Origin of the sequence: Pyxidicoccus xibeiensis (assembly GCF_024198175.1) — a bacterium.
GTDB classification, from domain to species: Bacteria; Myxococcota; Myxococcia; order Myxococcales; family Myxococcaceae; genus Myxococcus; species Myxococcus xibeiensis.
Genome location: NZ_JAJVKV010000022.1, coordinates 1 through 21,086 on the forward strand (window position 1 = coordinate 1; position 21,086 = coordinate 21,086).

The window sequence follows — 21,086 nt, forward strand, 5'->3', positions numbered from 1 at the left end:
GCCGGCGCACCACGCCATTCACGCACCGCTCCAGCAGCGCGATGTCCAGCACGCCGGTGAACTGCACCGTGATGTGCACGTTGTAGGCGAACGCCCGCCCACCCTCGAGCTGGTCCACCACCCACAGTCGCTGCTGAGGGAAGGACGCTGGCGCAGGGCCCGGGCCCTGGCGCTTCGGGATGGTGCGCTCGACGGCCTTCGTGGAGGCCTCCTGCAGCTGCCCCTTCTTCTCCTTGAGCAGCAGCTCGTAGAGCGCGCGCTGCTTCGGGGTCAGCTTGTCGAGGTTCTTCTTGCCGCCACTCATACACACACTCCAGAAGCCCCGCCGCGAGCCGCAGGGCCCGAGGGGCATGAGAGCTGCCAGCCCAGCGCGTCAGCAGCGCGGGGCGGGCCATGGTGAAGGAACTTGACGGGGTTGTTGAGTCCGCCTGGACATGCGGTCACTCGCCCCCTCGCTACAGCAGCAGGTGGCCATGCCACCCGCAGGTCTTGCTCAGCGTGCGCTCAGCAGCGGGCTTTCATCCCGCGCGAGCCGCTTGTTTGACACCGGCGATACAGGCTTCGCGGATGGTTGCTCGTGGTTTCAAAGGTGCCGGACATGCGGTCTCCAGAATCCCATCTTCCGGGGCATTGTCCAAAATCGTGCTGACACTGAAATCCGGTCCGGGGTGTTCTCCCCCCTGGTGAAGCACGCTCGACGACACGGCCGGGAGACCGACGCTCCAGGTGCCCCAGGAGGGGGGACGGGCGAGAGGGCGGCCCTGGATGGCAGAGGGCGGAGCACCACCTTTGCGCTCAGCAATCCTCTCGAAGGAGGCCGTCCATGGCGCAGACCGGTAGCGATATCGAGACACTGAATTCCTTCCTCCGCGGGGAGATCTCCGCCGTGGAGACGTATCGCCAGGCGCTCGGGCATGTTTCAGACGACCGGCTGCGTGGGACGCTGGAGGAGTGCCAGCACGACCACGAGCACCGCGTGGGGGAGCTGCGCGAGCGCATCCGGAAGCTCGGGGGCGAGCCCGCGGAGAGCTCGGGCGTGTGGGGCACGTTCTCGAAGCTGGTCCAGGGGGGCGCCGACCTGCTGGGTGAGAAGACCGCCATCCTGGCCCTGGAAGAAGGCGAGGACCACGGGCTCAACGACTACCAGCGTGACGCGGACCAGGTCCACGGCGAGGCCCGCCGCTTCGTGAAGACGGAGCTGCTGCCCGCCCAGAAGCGCACCCACGAGCGGATGAGCCGCCTCAAGCGCACCCTGCACTGAGCGGGACGACCCGTCAGGTCGGGCCCGAGCGCCCGCCCCCCCGGCAGCCAGCCAGGCCTGGGGGGGGCGTGGCCGCTCCCGGGGTCCGCCATTGAATGCCACGCCGGCTCCCACGTCGGAGCCCGGCACCGCTCCGGGATGACCCGCCAGCGCCGCCCTCCCGGTGGGGTAGGGGGTCTGGAGGTTGTAGGAGCGGCATGCGATACCAGGAGCCTGCCAATGAGGCTCCAGGAGGCGTGGAATGTGGCTGGACGGCGGTTCATCGGGACGCGATTCGGGCTCCGGGAGTGATCGGCGCGCGGACGACCGTGTCGCCGAGCCCGTCGAGCCCGCCGAGTCGTCCGAGCCCTCCACGCCCGAGCCCGTGGCCGCGCCCCGGACGGAGGCTCCCCGGGCCGTGGCCTCCGGCGCGCTGATGGACGCCAGCCACGCGGGCACGCTGAGCGCGGGCTGCGAGGCGCTGTTCCGCTCCACCGATACCGCCCTCCAGTGGGCCTGGCGCGTGCTTCAGCTCACCAAGGCCGGCGCCGACGCGGGCACCCTGGCGAGCGCGGCCCGCCTCCGCGCGCTCGACTTCCTGGACCGCATCCCCCCGCACGTGCGCCGGAGCGTCGCGGAGCTGCTGGGCTACAGCAACCTGTGGCAGGCCGTCTGCACGCGCCTGGGCCGCCCCGTGGCCCGCTCCCACGAGGAGCTGCTGCGCGAGCTGGGCGAGGACCTGCAGTTGCTGCTGCGCGGGGCGCAGGCCCGGCTAGGCACCGCCGCCGCGCTGGAGCAGGGCCTCCTGGTCCACGTGGGCCGGCTGCGCGAGTCTCGCGCGGGCGAGCCGGGCGCGCCGCTGGAGCTGCGCGCCGCGGTGGATGCCTTCACCCACGCGGTGTCCGAGGTGATGGCCGCCGCCAGCGCCTACCGCCGCGCGTGGGAGGCCGCGGAGGCGGAGCTGGGCGAGTCCGCCGCGTGGCTCAACGCGGGGGACCCGGGCTTCGTCACCTGGCTGGCCGAGCACCTCGCCAGCACCGTCTTCCCCTGGCGCCAGGCCCACGCCGCCGTCCGCCTGCTGCGTGAGCTGGGCGCGCTGTCGGGCCAGCCGTAGCGCTCACGCCTCCACGAGCACGCGGTGCCGGTACAGCTCCAGCAGCACGTCCTCTGAAAGGTCCGCCTGCTTGTGCTCGCGCAGGTGCTGGCGCACCGCCTCCACGGGCTCGCGGCCGGTGAACTCCACCAGCAGGCCGTACGCCTCGCCCGGGAGCGCCAGGGCGTCGAACTCGCTGTACGCCCCCAGCGCCACGCCGCCGTCCGGCAGCCACTGCACGGTGGCGTCCGGGTTGAGCTTGAGGGTGCGCGGCAGCTTCGGCGACACGGCGGTGTCGTGCAGCTTCTCCAGCGTCTTCAGCTCGATGGTGCCGTCCAGGCCCAGCAGCTTCTCCAGCCCGTCCGGAGGCAGCTCCCGCACCAGGCGGTAGCAGGCGCGGTAGTAGTCGGCCTCGCGGCCCACGTACTCCTTCCACAGCTCGGCGTAGGCCCTGGCGGGCGGCGCGGTGTCGTCCAGGGCCTCCACGCTGAGCGGCGCGGCCTGCGTCTCCGCGCGGTCCTTCCCGGACAGGATGTAGTCGGGGAGCAGCTGGAGCGCCGTCCACCGCGAGAGCTGGATTTCCGCCAGCGTGAGGTACGTCTTCATCGACATGTAGAACTTGCGCCCGTCCGCGCCCGCCACGTACTTGCAGAAGAAGGTGGAGCAGACCGCCTCGCGGTACGGCCAGATGGTGCAGCCGCCGCTGTCCACCGCGAAGTACGGGCAGCGCAGCGACGCCGTCCGGCCGAAGAACTGGTGCCCGTTCTTGTAGAGGAAGTGGAACTTCGCCGGCGGCCGCACCCACTGCGGCGTCACGCCCACGCGGCTGGCCAGCTTCTCCTCCATGCGCCGCCGCCCCTCCGCCAGCTCCGGGCGGTCGTCCGACAGGAGCGCGCCCACGAGGTAGTTGGGCAGGCGCGGCGAGTACGTGCAGCACTTGGTGTCCGGCCGGAAGAAGCGATTCACCCCGTCCACGGACTCCACCGCGTTGGGGACGTTCTCCCGGCACATGGCGCAGGCCGAGCAGGTGGCCTTCGTCTCGTCCGGGACGTCCTGGCGGAAGAAGTCGGGGAGCAGCTCGCGGTAGAGCTGGGGGAGGGTGTCGAGGAGGCGGGGCATGGTGGGCTCTCTGGGAGTTCAGCTCGCGGCGGTGTCGTCCCACTGGACGCGGTAGGTGCAGGAGTCGGGGCCCTGGCGGGTGCGGGTGATGACGAGCCCCTTCACGCCGATGCGCTGGAGGCCTTCCTCCAGCACACCCTCCACGAAGCCCTCGGTGGCCTCGGGCTCGTTGAACCAGAGGTCCGCGGCGTTGGGGCTGACGACCTCGAGCCGCGTCTCCGTGAAGTTGTTGCCGCTGCGGAAGTTGTGCGTCATCCGCCCCAGCGAGCGCATGGTGCCGAGAACGCGGGCCATGGCGAGCACCGAAGCGCCCATCAGCGTCTGCGCGTAGCCCTCAATCATCCGCCGGGCGAGCCGCCTGCGTGCCTCGTCCAGCGGCACGTCCGGGTGCAAGGTGCGGCCCGTCTCGTCCAGGCAGCGCACCCAGACGGCGTGCGGGTAGGCCGCTTGCAGCGGCGCGTCCAGGTCCAGGCCCAGCGCCTTCAGCCGGGCCTTGAGCTCCGGCGTCAGGTCGCCATCCAGCGTCCTGCCATACAGGCTGTCCACCGTGTTGCCGAAGATGACGCGCTCGTCGCTCATGTGACAGGTCCCCCCAGGAAGGCCGGGGTGGGGTGTGCCCGGCCGGCGCGCATTCTTCCCAGAGGCACCCTCCGTCTGTCCATGGACGCCTCGTGGCGCCGGTGGCTATCCTGGGGCTTCACCGGTACAGGAGGCACTCATGCGACGTACCCTCGCGGCGTTGCTGTTCACCTTCGGGCTCGCGGCATGCGGTGGAGTGGAGGCACCTCCAGAGGCGCCTCCAGCTGAGGCGGAGGACACGCACAGCGCCATGGTGGGGTTCTGCAGCAGCACTCTGCAGGAGTGCGCGGGCGTGAACGGTCAGTCGTGCCGGCCTGGCAGAACGACCTCCTGTTGCTACGAAGGGTATCAGTACCCCTGCACGTGCCTGTCCAATGGCATCTGGGCGTGCCACGTCCCTTGACGGTCGTAGCAAGGCTCCCTTCGCATCAGGGCTGAGCGGAGCAGGTGATTGCGCCGCCCTGGAACTTCAGGGCCGGCGTGGTGAGGGCCGGGAGTGTACCCGCTCGGGACTCCGGGTGCCGTCGAGGTCGGGATGCGCGAGGATGCCGTCATGCGACGGAGCACGGTTCTCGGAGTCCTTCTGGGCGGCGTCCTCCTCGGAGGCGCGGCGGGCGCGCAGGAGGGAACTCGCCGTGGCTCGCGGGCTCCGCTGCCCGAGCGCTTCGTGGCCGCGGCTCGCGAGGTGCTCGGGGTGCCGTACCTCCTCGGCGGCCGGCTGCGCCAGCCGGGCGAGGGCATCGACTGCCAGGGCGTCCTGTTCTACGCCGCAGAGCGGGTGGGGCGGTGCGGCTGGAAGTCCTTCTCGGTGCTGCCCACCGTCTCGGTGCCGTCCGGTGAGCTGGGCGCCGCCGTGCCCGGCATGGCGCCCGTGGCCTCGTCCGCGCTCGACGTGTCGCGGCTGCGCGCCGGTGACGTGCTGTGGCTGGTGGGCTTCTCGCCCAACCCCGCCGAGCCCTCCATCGGCGAGCTCCAGGGCCGGCCCGTCTGGGTCTGGCACACGGGGCTCTACAGCGGAGGCGGCCGGTGGATTGTCGGTGACCACTTCGCCGGGGAGGTCGTGGAGGTGGACCTCGTCGCATACCTCGCCGCGCACGCGGACACCTACTCGGGGCTCATCGTCACCCGGATGGAGGCGGAGCCGCGGCCCGCCCGCTGCCGCCGTCACCCGCCCATGCAGAGCCCCACGGCCGGTGTGCCGGATGGCGGGCGGTGACTTCCACCACGGCCCACGGAGTGCGAACCCCGCGGGCCGCGGAGGCACGGCGGCTCAGCAGCCGCAGGCGGCGGTGAAGTTCCGGTACTGGCGCTCCGTATGCGTGTAGGTGCCGGCCTCGTTGAAGCACACGCGGTAGCTCATCTGCTCGTCGGTCCGGCTCGGGTTGAGCACCCGGGTGAGCACGGTCCCGGGGGGGCACTCGGGGATGAACTCGTCCGGCTCCCCGTCCTGGCCCTGCAGGCTCGTGGTATCGCCTCCGTTCCGCAGCTCGGGAATGCACTGCCACGTGCCGCCGCAGTTGAGGTGGGTGAGGCAGTAGTAATAGCCGGTGGCCGTCCACTCGGACCAGGCGGTGCAGGCTCCCAGCTCCGCCTCCGTCTGCGCCAGCGCCGCCGCCTCGGGCGCCAGCGGCTCCTCCGACGCCAGGTCTCCACCACAGGCCGCCATCGCCAGGCTCGCGCCCAACACCGCCATCGCTCGCATGAACGTGCTCATGGACAGCTCCTCTCCGGAGGAAGGGGCGCTCTGGAGTGAGTCCCCGCGTTCCGGTTAATGTCTACTTAGCTTGAATTTACAGCCAATCATGCCAAACGTGTGAGAGTGGGATTGACGCGCCGGGTCGCCCGGGCTTGCCGTGGCCCCGGGGGGCGTGGTGGTGTCCGCCGCCGCCTCCCATCCCTGGACTCATGACGTCACCCGCCGCTGAACCTGAAGCCGGACCCGCGCATCGCTGGGTCGGCGTGCTCGGACTCGCCCTGCCGTTCCTCATCTGGGGCGTCTTCGTGGTGCCCCCCATGTGGCTGCAGAGCCTGCATGGCTGCTTTTCGCACTACGACCTGGGCATCTACGTCCAGGCCCTGGCGCGCCTGTCGTTCGATGACCCGAACCCGTGGCTCAGCGCCCGGCAGGTCAAGATCTTCAACGACCACTTCGACCCCATCCTGTGGCTGGCCAGGCCGCTGGTGTCGGTGCTGTCGCCCATGTGGGCCGCGCTCGTGGCCGAGGCCCTCTTCGTGCTGCTCTCCATGGCCCCGCTGCTGTGGCTGCACGTCAAGGGACGCCTGGACCGCCGCGCCACGGCGCTGCTGTGCGCGGTGCTGCTGCTGGGCCCCAGCGCGCTCGACGCCATCATGTTCCCGGTGCACCCCACCACCTGGTCCATGCTGCCGTGGGTGCTGCTCGGCGTGGCGTGGCACCTGCGGAAGAACGGGCTGCTGCTGGTGTCGCTGGTGCTGCTGTTCGCCTGCAAGGAGGAGTTCCCCTTCGCCGGCATCATGCTCGCCGTCGCCCTGTGGCTGCGCGGAGACCGCCGGCTCGCCGTGGGCGTGCTGGTGCTGTCGGTGGCGTGGCTCGGCCTGGTCAACGTGTGGCGGCCCTACTGGATGGGCCCGACCATCGACTACAACGAGCGGCTGCGGCGCGGCCTGGCCGAGGGGCCCGTCCCGTTCCTCCTGGACCGCTTCTCGCCGCGCCAGCTGTCGCGCATCGGCACGCTGATGCTGCTGTTCCTCCCGCTGTCCATCTGGGCCTGGCGCGAGCGGCTCAAGCCCGACTGGCGGTGGATGCTGGTGCTGCTGCCCATGCTGGGCATCCGCTTCCTCGGCATGGCGTGGCGGCACCAGTACGGCGCGCCGCTCGTCACCGCCGCGGTGATGGGCCTGCTGCCCATCTTCTTCGCGCGCCGCCGGATTCCCGCGTGGGTGCTCGTCACCACCGGCGTGCTGCTCGTCACCACCAACGAGTCCAACATCAAGCAGCTGCGGCTCACGTTCGCGTCACCGTCCACGTATCCGCAGATGTGCCCCGGCAACCCGGAGCGGCTGGCCGGCGTGCAGCGCGGCGTGGACTACCTGCTCACCCACCGCGAGGGCCGGGCCCTGCTGGGCGGCAACCTCGTCACGCCCCTGGCCACCCGCGACGAGCTCTACACCATCGGCGGGCCCCAGCCCGAGAACACCCTCGTCTACGACTACGTGCTGGTGGAGAAGCCGCCCCTGGGCAACATCCAGCCCGTGCCCCCCGAGCGCATCGCCGAGCTCATCTCCGTGTGGCGCGCGCAGGAGGGCACCGAGGTCATCATCGACGATGCGCACATCTTCCTCGCGAAGGGCCGCTTCACCACCGCGCACTGAGCGAAGGGGAGGGGCGTTGCGCCCCGGCAAGGGGGCGGGCGAGGGCGCGAGCGGAGGGCCCGTGGAACGGAGATTCGCCGCCAGGCGTTCCCCGCCTCTACGATGCGCTGTGTGACGCGGACCCTGCTCGCCTGTGTGCTGTTCCTGGTCCTGGGGCTCCCCTCGGGCGCGGCCGCCTTCTCCGTCGAGGACCACCGTGCCCTCACCGCAGCCGCGGTCGACGCGGCGGTCTCCTCGGGCGCGGCGCCCGGGCTGGCGGAGCACCGGGAGGCGGTGCTGCACGGCGCCACCGCCGAGGACCTCAACCTCCACGTGAAGTGGACCGGCTGGCACCACTTCTACCGGCCGGAGGGACGGCTCGACTCGGTGCTTCGCCAGGGCTCGGACTCGCGCGTGCGGGACTTGTGGGACGAGGCGCTGGAGGCCGCCCGCCATGGCGACATGACGCGCGCGTGGGACCGCGCGGGCCACCTGGCGCACCACCTGGAGGACATGGCGTCGCCACCCCACGTGGTCCCCGTGAATCACAGCTTCACCGACCGCTTCGAGGGCCAGGGCCTCGGCGGCGCGCTGACGCGGCTGCCCCCGCGCGAGGTGGCGCCGCTCTCCGGCGTGGAGGCCCACCACGCGCTCGCTCGCGAGACGCTGGAGGTGGTGCGCTCCCAGGCGCTCACGACGGTGGAAGGAACGTTCATTCCATGGAGCGCCTTCTGGGCCGAGCCCGACTCGCGCTCGCCCGGCGCCTTCGGGGCGTACGGCCCCGTGGGCAACTCGTTCGGGCTGGCCGAGGTGCGCTGGCAGGGCCGCTCGCGCCGTGTCGACGCGGCGGTGGCCTCCGCGTTCATGGATGCCCGCGCGGCCGCGGCGGTGGCGTATACGCGCGCGTTCCTCACGTGGGCGGCGCAGCGCTTCGCCGAGGTCTCCGCCCCCGGCGCGCCGGGCCTGGCGCTGCGCGGCTTCCGGCCTCCTCCCGAGCTGTCGCTCCAGTTGCTGGGCGGCGTGAATCGCGATGCCCGGGGCTCGGCGCCCGTGGCGGGCCTGCGCGCCGCGCTCCCGCTGCCCCACGCCCTGGGGCTGTCCGTGGACTGGACGCGAGGGGTGGGAAGCGGGCCCATGCGGCCCCGGGGCGGGTGGGCGCTGGCCGTGCAGTCTCCACCCCTGTGGGCGTGGCGGCCGGGGTACTCGGTGGGCGTGGACCTGCGCGCCTCGCTGGGCGTGGGGCTCGTCTCCTGGGAGGGCGGCAGCCGCGTCGGCGTCCCGGTGGGGCTGCGCGCCCATGCGTCCCTGGGCGGCCCCTTCGTCGCCAGCACCGAGGTGCTCTACCAGGGGCTGCGCCCACCTGGCGCGGCCTGGGGACATGGCGTCTCCTTCACCGTGGGAGTCGGGGTGGCGCTGGGCGACCGGTGACGGCTCGGGAATGGAATCCGGGGCGCGGGGTTCCGTGCCTGCTCCCCCCCGAGTGCTCCGTGTCCCCCTGGAGCTGCCACACATGTCCTCGTCTCGCAGGAAGTTCCTGCAGTACTCCCTCGCGGGCGCCTCGCTGCTCGCGCTCGGCCCCGACGCGCTGGCCGCCTCCGGTGGCAAGGGCGCGGCGCCGAAGAAGGGGGCGAAGAAGAAGATCCTCATCCTCGGGGGCACCGGCTTCCTCGGCCCCGCCGTGGTGCAGGCCGCGCAGGCCCGCGGCCACTCGCTGACCCTCTTCAACCGGGGCAAGACGCGCCCGGAGCTGTTCCCCAACGTGGAGAAGCTGCGCGGGGACAGGGACCCGGACAAGGGTGAGGGCCTCAAGGCGCTGAAGGGCCGCAAGTTCGACGCCGTCGTCGACACGTCCGGCTACTACCCGCGCATCGTCCGCGCCTCCGCCGAGCTGCTCGCGCCCAACGTGAAGCAGTACCTCTTCATCTCCAGCGTCTCCGCGTACGCCAGCGACAAGACGCCCCACGAGGACGAGAGCGGCCCCACCGCGAAGATGGCCGACCCCACGCTGGAGACCATGGGGAAGGACTACGAGTTCTATGGCGCGCTCAAGCGCCTGTGCGAGGAGGCCGCCGAGGCCTCCTTCCCCGGACGCACCGCCAACGTCCGGCCCGGGTACATCGTCGGCCCCGAGGACCGCTCGGACCGCTTCACGTACTGGCCGGTGCGCTTCGACCGCGGCGGCGAGATGCTGGCCCCCGGCACGCCCAACGACCCGCTGCAGATCATCGACGTGCGCGACCTGGCCGAGTGGCTGGTGCTGCTCATCGAGGGCAACACGAATGGCGTCTTCAACGCCGTGGGGCCGGGGCACGCGTGGACGATGGGCGCCATGCTGGACACGTGCCGGAAGGTGTCGGGCAAGGACACGAAGGTGACGTGGGTGCCGGCGGACTGGCTGGAGAAGCAGGGCGAGACGGGCGATGTCCGCCTCCCCATCTACATGCCGCCCGCGGGCACCAGCGCCGGCACGCACCTGCGCAGCAACGCCAAGGCCGTGAAGGCCGGGCTGAAGTTCCGCCCGGTGGACGTCACCGTCCGCGACACCCTGGCGTACTTCAAGGGCCTGCCCGAGGAGCGCCGGAGCAAGCTGCGCGCGGGCCTGCCTCCGGAGCGTGAGACGGAGCTGCTGGGGCAGTGGGCCAAGGCGCAGGCCGGCGGGACGGCTCCAGCCACTCCGGCTCCGGCGGCTGCTGGCAAGGGCGGGTGAGTTGAGCGGCGGGGCCCACGGTGGGTGACTCCGTGGGCCGGCCGGGAGCTTCATGTCGGGCGGCGCTGAGTCCGCTCGCAGCGCTTTCCGGGCTGTCGCGAGCGCCTCGAAGGCTCCGACGTGCGGGCGGCTCCTACCGTGGCTCCTGACCGCCCGTGCGGCAGGCGACCCGGCGTCAACTCTTCACTCGCTGCCCCGACGCACAGTGATAAGGACGCCCCGGCTGTTACCCAGAGCCACCCATTCCCATGTCCAGCATGCACATCCTGCGTGGGGCCCCGGCCCTCTCCGAATTCCGGCTCACCAAGCTCCTCGCCCGGTGCCGCGAGCAGGTGCCCTCCGCGTCGTCCGTCTACGCGGAGTTCGTGCACTTCATCGACGTCCCGGCCTTCCTCCCCGAGGAGGAGCAGGCCATGCTCGGCCGCCTCCTCGAGTACGGCCCCCGCGTCGCGGCCGGAGAGCGGGCAGGCAGCCTGTTGCTGGTCGTCCCCCGCCCGGGCACGATTTCTCCCTGGTCCTCCAAGGCCACCGACATCGCCCACAACTGCGGCCTGGGCGCGAAGGTGCGCCGCATGGAGCGCGGCACCGCGTTCTTCGTCGCCGGCCCCGGCGGCCGCGCGCTGGAGCCCGCCGAGCTGGCGCGGCTCGCGCCGGTGCTCCATGACCGGATGACGCAGGCCGTGCTGCCGCGCCTGGAGGACGCCGCCGTCCTCTTCGAGGCGCACACGCCCCGGCCCCTCACCACCGTGGACGTGCTCGGTGGAGGCCGCGCTGCCCTGGCCAGCGCCAACCGCGACCTGGGCCTCGCCCTGGCCGACGACGAAATCGACTACCTGGTGGCCCGCTTCACCGAGCTGAAGCGCAACCCGTCCGACGTCGAGCTGATGATGTTCGCGCAGGCCAACAGCGAGCACTGCCGGCACAAAATCTTCAACGCGACCTGGGCCATCGACGGGAAGCCCCAGGAGCGCTCGCTCTTCCAGGCCATCAAGAACACCTACGCCCTGAACAAGGAAGGCGTGCTGTCCGCCTACAAGGACAACGCCGCCGTCATCGAGGGCTTCGAGGTGGACCGCTTCTTCCCCGACCCGACCACGGGCGAGTGGGGCGCCGTGCGTGAGCCCGCGCACATCATGATCAAGGTCGAGACGCACAACCACCCGACGGCGATTTCGCCGTACCCGGGCGCCGCCACCGGCGCGGGCGGAGAGATTCGCGACGAGGGTGCCACCGGCCGCGGCGCCAAGCCCAAGGCGGGCCTCACCGGCTTCACCGTCAGCCACCTGCGCATCCCCGGCTTCGAGCGCCCGTGGGAGCAGCCCTACGGCAAGCCGGACCGCATCGTCTCCGCGCTCGACATCATGATTGATGGCCCGCTGGGCGGCGCCGCCTTCAACAACGAGTTCGGCCGCCCCAACCTCGCCGGCTACTTCCGCAGCTTCGAGGCGCAGGTGCCCACGCCGGAGGGCGTGGAGGTCCGCGGCTACCACAAGCCCATCATGATTGCCGGCGGCCTGGGCAACATCCGCGCGCCGCACGTGCAGAAGGGCCGCCTCCAGGCGGGCGACAAGCTCATCGTCCTGGGCGGGCCCGCCATGCTCATCGGCCTGGGCGGCGGCGCCGCGTCCTCCATGGCGCAGGGCGCGAGCGCGGCCGACCTCGACTTCGCCTCCGTGCAGCGCGACAACGCGGAGATGGAGCGGCGCTGCCAGGAGGTCATCGACCGCTGCTGGGCCATGGGCGACGCCAACCCCATCCGCTCCATCCACGACGTGGGCGCGGGCGGCCTCTCCAACGCCGTGCCCGAGCTGGCGCACGACAACGAGCTGGGAGGCCGCCTGGAGCTGCGCGCGGTGCCCAACGCGGAGCCCGGCATGGCGCCGGTGGAAATCTGGTGCAACGAGGCGCAGGAGCGCTACGTCCTGGGCGTGGCTCCCGAGGACCTGGCCCGCTTCTCCGCCCTGTGCGAGCGCGAGCGCGCCCCCTTCGCCGTGCTGGGTGACGCCACCTCCGAGCAGGTGCTGACGCTGGGGGACTCGCAGTTCGGCAACGCGCCCATCGACCTGCCGATGGACGTGCTGTTCGGCAAGCCGCCGCGCATGCACCGCGACGTGAAGTCCCGCCCGCTGGCGCTGCCGCCGCTGAAGCTGGACGTCCCGCTGAAGGACCTGGCCGAGCGCGTGCTGGGCCACCCGACGGTGGCGGACAAGTCCTTCCTCATCACCATCGGCGACCGCACCGTGGGCGGGCTCGTCAGCCGCGACCAGATGGTGGGCCCGTGGCAGGTCCCCGTGGCCGACTGCGCGGTGACGCTGTCCACCGTGACGAGCGACACCGGCGAGGCCATGGCCATGGGCGAGCGCACGCCGCTGGCCATCGTCGACGCCGCCGCCTCCGCGCGCATGGCCGTGGGCGAGGCCGTCACCAACATCGCCGCCGCCCGCATCGGCAAGCTGTCCGACGTGAAGCTGTCCGCCAACTGGATGGCCGCCGCCGGCAGCCCCGGTGAGGACGCCAACCTCTTCGCCGCCGTGCAGGCCGTGGGCATGGAGCTGTGCCCGGCCCTGGGTCTCACCATCCCCGTGGGCAAGGACTCCATGTCCATGCGCACCGTCTGGGAGGAGCGCGGGGCGCGCAAGGCCGTGACGGCTCCGGTGTCGCTCATCATCTCCGCCTTCGCGCCCGTGCTGGATGTGCGCCAGTCGCTGACGCCGCAACTGGTGGACGTGGCGGAGGACTCGCGGCTCCTGTTCATCGACCTGGCGCGCGGGAAGCAGCGGCTGGGCGGCTCCGTGGCGGCGCATGTCCACGGGCAGGTGGGCCCCGAGTGCCCCGACGTGGAGGACCCCGCGCTGCTGCGCGGCTTCTTCGCGGCGGTGCAGGCCCTCAACGTGGAAGGGCGGCTGCTGGCCTACCACGACCGCTCCGACGGCGGCCTGTGGGCCACGCTGTGCGAGATGGCCTTCGCGGGCCACTGCGGCCTGGACGTGGACGTGTCCGCGCTGGGCTCCGACGCCGTGGCGGCCCTGTTCAACGAGGAGCTGGGCGCGGTGGTGCAGGTGCGCGCCGCCGACGTGGCACGCGTGCGCGAGGTGCTGGGACAGCACGGCCTGGCGACGCACTGCCATGAGCTGGGCCGGCCCCAGGCCGTGCTCCAGGTCCGCGTGCGGCACGCCGGTGGCGTCCTGCTGGCCGAGGACACCATGGCCCTGCGCCGCACCTGGTCCCGCGTCAGCTACGAGATGCAGCTGCTGCGAGACAACCCCGTGTGCGCCGAGCAGGAGTACGCCGCCAGGTGCGACGCGGCGGACCCGGGGCTGTCTCCGGTGCTCACGTTCGACCCGACCCGGGACGTGGCCGCGCCGTTCATCGGCAAGGGCGCGAAGCCTCGCGTGGCCGTGCTGCGCGAGCAGGGCGTCAACAGCCAGCAGGAGATGGCGGCGGCCTTCACCCGCGCGGGCTTCAGCGCGGTGGACGTGCACATGAGCGACCTGCTCGCCGGGCGCGTGTCGCTGAAGGACTTCCAGGGCGTGCTGGCGTGCGGCGGCTTCTCGTACGGCGACGTGCTGGGGGCCGGTGGTGGGTGGGCGAAGTCCATCCTGTTCAACCCGCGGGCCCGGGATGAGTTCGCCGCGTTCTTCGCGCGGCCGGACAGCTTCGGCCTGGGGGCGTGCAACGGCTGCCAGATGATGGCGCAGCTGAAGGACCTGATTCCGGGGGCCGAGCACTTCCCTCGCTTCGTCCGCAATGCCTCCGAGCAGTTCGAGGCGCGGCTCGTCACGGTGGAGGTGGCGGAGACGCCGTCCCTGTTCTACCGGGGCATGGCCGGCAGCCGGATGCTCATCGTCGCGTCGCACGGCGAGGGGCGGGCGGAGTTCGTCAGCTCGGAGGAGGCGGCTCGCGTCAACGGGTTGGGGTTCGTCACCACGCGGTTCGTGGACAACCATGGGCGCGTGGCGGAGAAGTACCCCGCGAATCCGAATGGCTCGCCGTTTGGCATTGCCGGTGTGACGTCCCGGGACGGGCGCTTCACGATTTCGATGCCGCACCCGGAGCGCGTGCACCGCTCCGTGCAGCACTCGTGGCGGCCTCGCGAGTGGGGCGATGACGGGCCGTGGATGCGCATCTTCCGGAATGCGCGGGCGTGGCTGGGGTAGGGCGGGGGCGGCCCCTCACGTGAGGCCCGCCCACCCTCCGGAGGTCGTGGCTACGCCTTCACCAGCTCCAGGGGCTGCCCCTCCGGCACGTGCTTCATCGCCACCGAGTTCATGCAGTAGCGCAGCCCCGTGGGCGGCGGGCCGTCCGGGAAGACGTGGCCCAGGTGCCCGTCACAGCGCGCGCAGCGCACCTCCGTACGCACCATGCCGTACGAGCGGTCCTGGATTTCCGTCAGGGAGTCCGCCGTCAGCGGCTGCGTGAAGGACGGCCACCCCGTGCCCGACTCGAACTTCGTCCCCGCCTTGAACAGCGGGTTGCCGCAGCCCGCACACACGTACGTGCCCGGCGTCTTCGTCCCCAGGAAACAGCCCGTGCCCGGACGCTCCGTGCCGTGCTTGCGCAGCACGTCGTACTCCTCGGGGCTCAGGCGCTTGCGCCACTCGTCGTCGCTGAGGGTGAGCTTGTCCACCATGGCTTCATGCTCCTTTCAGGCCCTCGAAGGGCCGAGTGTCTCTCAGATGCGCATCCTGCCCGGACGTCGCGCCTGGAGGGCAGCCGGAAGTGCACCCCCCTGTCCACTGTCCGGCTCTCCTTGCAGCCTGGGGCTTCTTAAAACCCCTGACGCGCATCACTCCCACGTAAGGTGACGAGACATCCACCCGAGGAGGGACAGATGCGCATTGGCGAGCTGATGACCAAGAACCTGGAGACCATCGAGGCCGGCGAGGCCGTACGCACCGCGGCTCTGAGGATGCGTACCTGCAACATCGGGTCACTCCCTGTCATGGACGGCGGGAAGCTCGTGGGCATGCTCACCGACCGGGACATCACCGTGCGCTGCACCGCCATGGGCCAGGACCCCAACTCCACCCTCGTCCGCGAGGCCATGACTCCCAACGTCGTCACCTGCGAGCCGGATGCCACGCTCGATGCCGCCGAGAAGCTGATGGAGGACCAGATGGTGCGCCGCCTCGTCGTCGTCGACTCGGAGCGGCGACCCGTGGGCATCCTCAGCTGGGATGACCTGGCCACCGTTCCGGAGACCGTGCTCCACGCCACCCCGGGACAGGGTTAGCACCCACCCTCACTCCTGCCCGCCTGCCCTCCGTGCGGGCGGGGGCCTCCAGTCCTGGATGCTTCTGCTGCACGGGCCGATGGGACTTCCCGTCCGCGGATGACGTCGCGCCCTGGCCTCTGCGCGCTGCCCTGAAGGCCGACGGCCCGCTCCTCGTGACAGGGAGCGGGCCGTCTCAGCCCCGACTCAGGCGTCCGAGGCCCGGCGGCACGCGGCGACCAGCTCCGCCACCGCCTCGTCCCACGGCAGGTCGCGCTGGGCGCCGTCCCGCTGGCGCAGCCGGACGGCGCCGGCCTCCACCTCGCGGGCTCCCACCACCACCAGCCACGGCACTCCGGCGCCGTGCGCGTCGACAATCCTCCGGGACAGCGACTCGCTCCGCACGTCCGCGCTCGCCCGACAGCCCGCCTCGCGCAGCTTCGCCGCGAAGCGCTGCGCGTACTCCTGGGCCGCCTCACCCACCGACGCCACCACCACCTGCTCCGGTGCCAGCCACGCCGGCAGCGCGCCGCCGTGGTGCTCCAGCAGCACGCCGATGAAGCGCTCCAGGCTGCCCAGCAGCGCGCGGTGAAGCATCACCGGACGCACCTTCGCACCCGAGGCGTCCACGTAGCGCAGGTCGAAGCGCTCCGGCAGCACCAGGTCGAGCTGAATCGTCCCGCACTGCCACTCGCGGCCCAGCCTGTCTTTGAGCACGAACTCCAGCTTCGGCCCGTAGAACGCGCCCTGGCCCGGCTGCATCAGGCAGTCGAGTCCCGCCTCCTTCGCCGCGGACAGCAGCCAGGACTCGGCCTTGTCCCAGACGTCGTCGGCGCCCGCGCGGACTGGCGGACGGCTGGAGAAGGCCACCTGCACCGCGTCGAAGCCGAAGCTCGCGTAGAACTCGCGCAGCGACTGCGCGAAGCGGACCACCTCTTCCTGCACCTGCTCCTCGGCACAGAAGATGTGGCCGTCGTCCTGCGTGAACTGGCGCAGCCGGAACAGGCCGTGCAACGCGCCGCCCGGCTCGCTGCGGTGCACCAGGCCGAACTCGCACAGCCGCAGGGGCAGGTCCCGGTAGCTGGGCGCCATCCGCTGCACGAGCTCGATGTGGCCCGGGCAGCTCACCGGCTTCACCGCGAGCTGCCGGCCGCCGTCGTCCACCAGGAACATGTTCTCCCGGAAGTTCTCCCAGTGGCCGCTGCGCTCCCAGAGGGGCTGCGCGTAGATTTGGGGCGTACGGACTTCGAGGTAGCCCTCGCGCCGCATCCGCTGGCGGACCTGCTCCTCCAGCAGCTGGTACAGCCTGAAGCCGCGGGGGTGCCAGAACACCATGCCGGGCGCCTCCTCCTGCAGGTGGAAGAGGTCCAGACGCTGGCCCAGCGCGCGGTGGTCATGTTCGTCGAGCATTGCTTCGTCTCCGTGTTCGGAAGAGGTGAAAAGCCATTCCGGACGGAGCGCTGAGCGAGCGCACGGTTGCCCCGGCCGGTGAAGGCGGGGCAGGGAACCGTGCGTTCGTCAGCTCACCACGCGACGCGCACCGCTCCACGCCCGCCGAAGCGAGTCGTGGTGGTGTGCGTGGTGGTGTTGATGACGAAGCTCACGGTGAACAAGGTGCAAGCCTGTGCACGGAAAGTCAAGTCGACCTTCCGGGCAGGGTTGCTTCCATGTGCACGGAGAAGGCGGGGCGCGGCGGCTGTCAGGTCCGCCGTGCCTGTGACGTCGCGCGGGCACTTCGCGACGGCTCCCGGAGTTGACGCGCTCGCGCGCGCCGGCTCCTCAGTAATAGAGCCACTTGCCCTCCGTACCCGAGCCTCCCGTGGGGGAGCAGACGAGGATGTCGGTGCGGTTCCGTCTGCAGCAGGACTGCGTCGCACCCAGGTTGAGGCAGGTACGGTTCTCGAGGCTGCTGCACAGCGGAAGACCGCTGCACGAGGTGGTCGAGGGACAGGCGGTGAAGGCGCCGTCGCACGTCACGCCCTGGTAGTCAGTCGAGGAGCAGGTGGCGCCCGTGCAGGACACCGACTGTCCTCCAGCACAGGCCGCCGTACAGGTCCCGAACTGGGAGACCGTCGCGGGCTCCCCCGCTTCGGAAACCGGCTCGGCGCTGAGGGGTTCACCCCCGCATCCAAAGAGGGAGAGACCGACGAACGCCGCCATCACGACGAGAGAGCGCTTCATGGGACACCTCGGACAAGGGAGTGAGACTGCTCAATGTACCCCAGTCTCTCCCGTCTCTCCGAGCTGTCCCCGTGCGGTCTGCCCTCACGCCAGCAGCGACACCAGGCCAATCATCCCGGCGATGAGGAAGAAGAGGGACTCACCGGCGATGAGGCCGCCGCCAACGAGAGACATGCTGCTCATGTCCTCGGGCAGGGCCTCACCCTCACCCGGACTGCCCGCGCTGTGCGACTTCTGGCCGCGCTGCGCCGCCGTGTTGAACAGCGACGCCACCACGCCGCCCGCGCCGAACCACAGCGCCACCGGGAAGGCCACGAAGCCGCCGAAGGACGAGGCGTAGGGGCTGGCCAGCACCAGCGAGTCCATCGCCCAGCCCACCGCGAAACCCGTGCGCGAGCTCTTCACGTAGTTCTGGTAGCCCTCGTTCGCCTTCACCACCTTGCGCAGCGCCTGGATGACGAAGCCGACGGCCAGGCCGATGAGCAGCAGCTTCACCGTGGAGTCCGACAGCGAGCCCAGCCCGCGGATGGCGCCCACCAGCTTGAACGTCATGGCGGAGCCCCACTGGCCCACCTCGGCCTTGGGGTTGTCGAGCTGGTTGATGGTCAGCGCCGGGTACGCGGCCATGAAGACGCGCGCGAGCCCCACGCACAGCAGCGCGCCCATGACGACGCCCAGCACCTGGTAGCGGAACTGGATGACGCGGTTGGTCCCCAGCCGCCAGCCGGTGGAGCGGTCCTGCTGCATGTCACAGCCCACCGACGTGGAGATGAGCAGGATGGTGGCCGCCATCAGCCCCACCAGCGGGTTGGTCAGCCCCATCAGCGACATCAACATCACCGAGATGACGAACGCGCTGGAGATGGGGTTCTGGTCGGTGATTCCGTAGGAGATGCCGTTGATGAGCACGAACAGCAGCGCCAGCGCGAGGCCGAACACGAGCCAGCCCAGCGGCTGACCCAGCACCAGCGTCCCCACCAGCACCGTCGCCGCGCCCCACACCACCACCCAGGCTACCAGCCGGGTCATGTTGACCTTCTTCCAGGCCTCCTCCTCGGCGCCGGCCTGCACCGTGGACCGCGCGCTGATGCGCTTCGCGGCCTGCACTGCCAGCAGCGAGAGGTCCACCGCCGCCGCGCCGCAAATCATCGCCAGACCCAGCAGGAAGCCAATCTTGCGGAACGGGTCGTTGGGCCCCATCCAGCCAATCTCACGCAAGTACGGCGTCAGCGCCGCGCCGAAGACGGCCATCACCACCGCGGGCACGGTGATGCGGCTGCCCACAATCATGCCCGCGCCCAGCGTGGCGGCGCTGGTGCCGAGCTGCGCCACCCACTGCACCTTCTCCGTCGTCCAGGCCACCACCGCGCCCAGCAGCGTGCCGCCGCCGAGCTTGGAGATGGAGACCTTGAGGAGGCGCTTGTCCGTGAGGGCGCGCAGGATGTTGGCGACCGCCAGGCCCGACGGGTAGTCCAGCTGCAGCTTGTCCACCAGCAGGGGCGTGTAGAGCATGCCCACGCCCACCGCGAACATGCCCACGCAGCCCACGAAGAGCATCAGGTGCCACGCGGGCGGCATCTCCATGCCCAGCCACACCATGGCCTGGATGAGCACGGACATGGCGCACAGCGACGCCACCGAGGCCGCCATCGTCTGCATGTAGTTGGCGCCGTGCTTGCCCTCCGCCCCGTAGCCGTAGGTGACGGCGCTGCCGAGGATGCCCGCCAGCACCTGCCCACCCACGAAGAAGCCGACGCTGAAGTTCATGTACGAAGCGGAGATGCCGCCCAGCGGGCCGAGGACGAAGAGCGCCACCGCGCTCAGCAGCAGGTGGTACTTCCACGTTCCCACCGGAGGCAGCCAGCCGAAGCGCGGCTGGACGAGCTCGGAGGCGGAAGCCCCCGGAGTGGGCGTGGGGGACGGGGGCAGGGAAGGGGCGGGGTGTGCCATGCGCGCCGAAGGGTACCGGCCTTCCCCCTGGCTGTCACAACCCACGCCGTCGGGTAGGGCCCGGGAAGCGCCCGCGCGATTCTTCCGTCTGCCTGCCCCCTGTCACGCGGCGCGGCATTAACATCCGCCGCCCATGCGACTCACCCTGCACCGCGGCGTCAGCCTGGCCGTGCTCGCCTCGGCCCGGACCGAAGCCGACCACCACGAGGACCTGGGCTGCAGCATCCAGGGCCCCACCGCGCGCCCCGTGCGCCGCGCCCACCTGCCCCTCAAGCGGCACATCGCCTCGCTGGGCCGCGAGGGCACGCTGCGCGAGGCGGACGCCCTGGTGCGCTGGCTGGAGGAGACGCCTCGCTACGCCGCGCTGTGCGAGGACGGCCGGCGCCGGCTCGGCCGGCGGGTGCTGCGCCGTGACGTGCTCTTCCCCGACGCCACGCGCCACCGCCCGCGCGTGCTGCACCTGCGCCAGGAGGAGCTGGGCCTGGACGTGCCCGTGCGCGCGTCCGAGTGGCCGGCGGTGGCGGACCTCTTCGCCACGCTCGCCCGGGGCGCCACCCGCTCGGAGCTGCGCGCGCTGTCCGCCGGGCCCGTGGTGGCGGGGCTGCTGGCGGACCTGGGGCAGGCGGGCTGGCTCGTGCGGCATGACGGGCCGGTGGAGGTGCCCTCGCCGGGGGCGCTCTTCGTGGGCCACAACACCGTGCTGGTGGCAGGGCGCGAGGCGCGCGTCCTGGTGGACCCGTACTTCCGGCCGGCGGGCGTGGCGGACGCTCCGGTCTACCAGCCCATGCAGCCTCGCGACGTGGGACGGGTGGACGCGGTGGTGATTACCCACTCGCACGGGGACCACTTCCACCTGGGCTCGCTGCTGCCGCTGCCGCGCGACACGCGCATCTTCGTGCCGGCGGTGGCGCGTGAGAGCCTGTTCTCCACCGACTGCGCGCTGCGGCTTTCGCAGCTCGGCTTCACGCGCGTGGAGCCGCTGCGCTGGGGCGAGTCCCGGCAGGTGGGCGACGTCACCGTGCGCGCGCTGCCCTTCCATGGCGAGCAGCCCACCGACGAGAAGGGCCCGTACCCGGACCTCTTCAACGAGGGCAACGCGTGGCTGGTGCGCGCGCCGGGGTTCTCCTCGGCCTTCTTCGCGGACTCGGGGCATGACGTGCGCGGGGACATGGACGCGGTGTGCCGGCGGGCGCTGCGGGAGGAGGGCCCGGTGGACGTGCTCTTCTGCGGCGTGCGCGGCTTCCGGCTGGCGCCCATCTTCTTCGGCTTCACCACGCTCGACGCCTTCCTCGTCAACGTGCCGCGCGCCGCGCTGACGAAGCCGCAGCAGCTCATGGCCGGGCCGGAGGAGGCGCTGCGCTACGGCGAGCTGCTGGGCGCGCGCTACGTGGTGCCGTGCGCGGATGGCGGGGCGCCCTGGTACTGGCGCGAGGGCATGGGGCCCCGGTACGCCGGCTACCCGGGCCAGCCCGTCAGCGGCGCGAGCCAGCTGGACGAGAACCCCGACGCGGACCCGTACCCGGAGCGGCTGGCCGAGGTGCGGAAGGACGTGGGGCACGGGCCCCAGGCGCTGCTGCTGCGGCCCGGTGAGGCCCTGCGGTGGCTGGGACGGAAGAAGCCGGAGGTGGTGCGCTCCCCCGGCTTCGTGTGGCCGTTCGGCTCGGTGGGCTGATGA

Annotated in this window: 17 protein-coding genes; 9 read left to right on the forward strand and 8 right to left on the reverse strand. The window is 71.5% G+C overall.

Features of this window, described 5'->3' with window-relative positions:
* Nucleotides 1–304: hypothetical protein (locus LXT23_RS45660; RefSeq protein WP_253986819.1), on the reverse strand; the 304-nt coding region annotated here is incomplete at its 3' end.
* A 519-nt stretch (nucleotides 305–823) separates the two neighbouring features.
* Between LXT23_RS45660 and LXT23_RS45665 the strand changes: the two genes are divergently transcribed.
* Nucleotides 824–1,261, forward strand: a complete 438-nt coding sequence (locus LXT23_RS45665; RefSeq protein WP_253986820.1) for a DUF2383 domain-containing protein — start codon at nucleotides 824–826, stop codon at nucleotides 1,259–1,261.
* A gap of 241 nt (nucleotides 1,262–1,502) precedes the next feature.
* Nucleotides 1,503–2,354, forward strand: a complete 852-nt coding sequence (locus LXT23_RS45670) for a hypothetical protein (RefSeq protein ID WP_253986821.1) — start codon at nucleotides 1,503–1,505, stop codon at nucleotides 2,352–2,354.
* A gap of 3 nt (nucleotides 2,355–2,357) precedes the next feature.
* Here the strand turns inward: LXT23_RS45670 and LXT23_RS45675 are convergent, their stop codons facing one another.
* Nucleotides 2,358–3,452, reverse strand: coding sequence for a hypothetical protein (locus tag LXT23_RS45675; protein WP_253986822.1), 1,095 nt, complete (start codon nucleotides 3,450–3,452; stop codon nucleotides 2,358–2,360).
* An 18-nt stretch (nucleotides 3,453–3,470) separates the two neighbouring features.
* The gene (locus LXT23_RS45680; protein ID WP_253986823.1) at nucleotides 3,471–4,031 is read right to left on the reverse strand and encodes a DUF2378 family protein; all 561 of its coding nucleotides are present in this window, start codon (nucleotides 4,029–4,031) and stop codon (nucleotides 3,471–3,473) included.
* A gap of 553 nt (nucleotides 4,032–4,584) precedes the next feature.
* Between LXT23_RS45680 and LXT23_RS45685 the strand changes: the two genes are divergently transcribed.
* Nucleotides 4,585–5,247, forward strand: a complete 663-nt coding sequence (locus LXT23_RS45685) for an NlpC/P60 family protein (protein WP_253986824.1) — start codon at nucleotides 4,585–4,587, stop codon at nucleotides 5,245–5,247.
* A 54-nt stretch (nucleotides 5,248–5,301) separates the two neighbouring features.
* On the opposite strand, the gene LXT23_RS45690 is transcribed toward LXT23_RS45685, so the two are convergent.
* Nucleotides 5,302–5,745 carry a hypothetical protein gene (locus LXT23_RS45690; protein ID WP_253986825.1) on the reverse strand — a complete coding sequence of 148 codons (444 nt, stop codon included), beginning with the start codon at nucleotides 5,743–5,745 and terminating at the stop codon, nucleotides 5,302–5,304.
* Between the two features lie 245 nt (nucleotides 5,746–5,990).
* Here LXT23_RS45690 and LXT23_RS45695 point away from each other — a divergent pair, with 245 nt between their 5' ends.
* From LXT23_RS45695 to purL, 4 genes are all read left to right on the forward strand, one after another.
* A complete protein-coding gene (locus tag LXT23_RS45695; RefSeq protein WP_253986826.1) occupies nucleotides 5,991–7,382 on the forward strand; it encodes a DUF2079 domain-containing protein in 1,392 nt (463 codons plus the stop codon).
* A gap of 111 nt (nucleotides 7,383–7,493) precedes the next feature.
* A complete protein-coding gene (locus tag LXT23_RS45700; protein WP_253986827.1) occupies nucleotides 7,494–8,789 on the forward strand; it encodes a phospholipase C/P1 nuclease family protein in 1,296 nt (431 codons plus the stop codon).
* An 82-nt stretch (nucleotides 8,790–8,871) separates the two neighbouring features.
* Nucleotides 8,872–10,068, forward strand: a complete 1,197-nt coding sequence (locus LXT23_RS45705) for an NAD-dependent epimerase/dehydratase family protein (RefSeq protein ID WP_253986828.1) — start codon at nucleotides 8,872–8,874, stop codon at nucleotides 10,066–10,068.
* Nucleotides 10,069–10,316: 248 nt separating this feature from the next.
* On the forward strand, nucleotides 10,317–14,225 hold the full coding sequence (purL, locus tag LXT23_RS45710; RefSeq protein WP_253986829.1) for a phosphoribosylformylglycinamidine synthase: 3,909 nt from the start codon (nucleotides 10,317–10,319) through the stop codon (nucleotides 14,223–14,225).
* 50 nt (nucleotides 14,226–14,275) lie between these two features.
* On the opposite strand, the gene msrB is transcribed toward purL, so the two are convergent.
* On the reverse strand, nucleotides 14,276–14,698 hold the full coding sequence (msrB, locus tag LXT23_RS45715; RefSeq protein ID WP_253986830.1) for a peptide-methionine (R)-S-oxide reductase MsrB: 423 nt from the start codon (nucleotides 14,696–14,698) through the stop codon (nucleotides 14,276–14,278).
* A gap of 201 nt (nucleotides 14,699–14,899) precedes the next feature.
* Between msrB and LXT23_RS45720 the strand changes: the two genes are divergently transcribed.
* Nucleotides 14,900–15,301, forward strand: coding sequence for a CBS domain-containing protein (locus LXT23_RS45720; protein WP_253986831.1), 402 nt, complete (start codon nucleotides 14,900–14,902; stop codon nucleotides 15,299–15,301).
* 186 nt (nucleotides 15,302–15,487) lie between these two features.
* Here the strand turns inward: LXT23_RS45720 and thrS are convergent, their stop codons facing one another.
* From thrS to LXT23_RS45735, 3 genes are all read right to left on the reverse strand, one after another.
* Complete coding sequence (gene thrS / locus LXT23_RS45725) at nucleotides 15,488–16,690, reverse strand: threonine--tRNA ligase (protein ID WP_253986832.1); 1,203 nt, start codon at nucleotides 16,688–16,690, stop codon at nucleotides 15,488–15,490.
* A 369-nt stretch (nucleotides 16,691–17,059) separates the two neighbouring features.
* On the reverse strand, nucleotides 17,060–17,302 hold the full coding sequence (locus tag LXT23_RS45730; RefSeq protein ID WP_253986833.1) for a hypothetical protein: 243 nt from the start codon (nucleotides 17,300–17,302) through the stop codon (nucleotides 17,060–17,062).
* A 243-nt stretch (nucleotides 17,303–17,545) separates the two neighbouring features.
* Nucleotides 17,546–19,411, reverse strand: a complete 1,866-nt coding sequence (locus LXT23_RS45735) for an OPT/YSL family transporter (protein WP_253986834.1) — start codon at nucleotides 19,409–19,411, stop codon at nucleotides 17,546–17,548.
* A 133-nt stretch (nucleotides 19,412–19,544) separates the two neighbouring features.
* Between LXT23_RS45735 and LXT23_RS45740 the strand changes: the two genes are divergently transcribed.
* Entirely contained in the window at nucleotides 19,545–21,083 is a 1,539-nt protein-coding gene (locus LXT23_RS45740; RefSeq protein ID WP_253986835.1) for an MBL fold metallo-hydrolase, read from the forward strand.
* The last annotated feature ends 3 nt before the right edge of the window (nucleotides 21,084–21,086 follow it).

What these genes read in the sequence shown, in the direction of transcription:
- LXT23_RS45665 (WP_253986820.1), top strand. Translation starts at nt 824, where the DNA reads ATGGCGCAGACCGGTAGCGATATCGAGACACTGAATTCCTTCCTCCGC.
- LXT23_RS45705 (WP_253986828.1), top strand. Translation starts at nt 8,872, where the DNA reads ATGTCCTCGTCTCGCAGGAAGTTCCTGCAGTACTCCCTCGCGGGCGCC.
- msrB (WP_253986830.1), bottom strand. Translation starts at nt 14,698, where the DNA reads ATGGTGGACAAGCTCACCCTCAGCGACGACGAGTGGCGCAAGCGCCTG.
- LXT23_RS45720 (WP_253986831.1), top strand. Translation starts at nt 14,900, where the DNA reads ATGCGCATTGGCGAGCTGATGACCAAGAACCTGGAGACCATCGAGGCC.
- purL (WP_253986829.1), top strand. Translation starts at nt 10,317, where the DNA reads ATGTCCAGCATGCACATCCTGCGTGGGGCCCCGGCCCTCTCCGAATTC.
- LXT23_RS45670 (WP_253986821.1), top strand. Translation starts at nt 1,503, where the DNA reads ATGTGGCTGGACGGCGGTTCATCGGGACGCGATTCGGGCTCCGGGAGT.
- LXT23_RS45690 (WP_253986825.1), bottom strand. Translation starts at nt 5,745, where the DNA reads ATGAGCACGTTCATGCGAGCGATGGCGGTGTTGGGCGCGAGCCTGGCG.
- LXT23_RS45675 (WP_253986822.1), bottom strand. Translation starts at nt 3,452, where the DNA reads ATGCCCCGCCTCCTCGACACCCTCCCCCAGCTCTACCGCGAGCTGCTC.
- LXT23_RS45685 (WP_253986824.1), top strand. Translation starts at nt 4,585, where the DNA reads ATGCGACGGAGCACGGTTCTCGGAGTCCTTCTGGGCGGCGTCCTCCTC.
- thrS (WP_253986832.1), bottom strand. Translation starts at nt 16,690, where the DNA reads ATGCTCGACGAACATGACCACCGCGCGCTGGGCCAGCGTCTGGACCTC.
- LXT23_RS45740 (WP_253986835.1), top strand. Translation starts at nt 19,545, where the DNA reads ATGCGACTCACCCTGCACCGCGGCGTCAGCCTGGCCGTGCTCGCCTCG.
- LXT23_RS45680 (WP_253986823.1), bottom strand. Translation starts at nt 4,031, where the DNA reads ATGAGCGACGAGCGCGTCATCTTCGGCAACACGGTGGACAGCCTGTAT.
- LXT23_RS45735 (WP_253986834.1), bottom strand. Translation starts at nt 19,411, where the DNA reads ATGGCACACCCCGCCCCTTCCCTGCCCCCGTCCCCCACGCCCACTCCG.